Genomic DNA, 257 nt, shown 5'->3' with positions numbered 1-257 from the left:
TATAAGATTAATGTCCATATTTTTAGATTTCATTGCTTTTGCCATTGAAATTTGTCCTTCTTTTAAGCCCTCGAGTTTTCCTTCTTCTCTGCCTTCTTCTCTTGAGCCTCGCATTAAACTTGCTTGATAAACTAAATAAGCCTCCCGTTTGTCGTATTCGTTAAGCAAATCTTCGTTGTCGGTAAAATAATTATACTTATTTATCGCTTTTTCAAAAATCGTGTCTTCTTTTAATAATTGAGACATATCTTCCTCCT

At 33.1% G+C, this 257-nt stretch carries 1 pseudogene; it reads right to left on the bottom strand.

The features are described from left to right. A pseudogene (locus EZH24_RS13805) lies at window positions 1-246 on the bottom strand (Rpn family recombination-promoting nuclease/putative transposase); the annotation flags it as partial. Window positions 247-257 lie beyond the last annotated feature (11 nt).

Source organism: Brachyspira catarrhinii (genome assembly GCF_005518285.1).
Classification (GTDB): Bacteria; Spirochaetota; Brachyspiria; order Brachyspirales; family Brachyspiraceae; genus Brachyspira; species Brachyspira catarrhinii.
The sequence above is the reverse complement of the archived record's forward strand: the minus strand, read 5'-3'. Positions and strand labels throughout refer to the sequence as shown.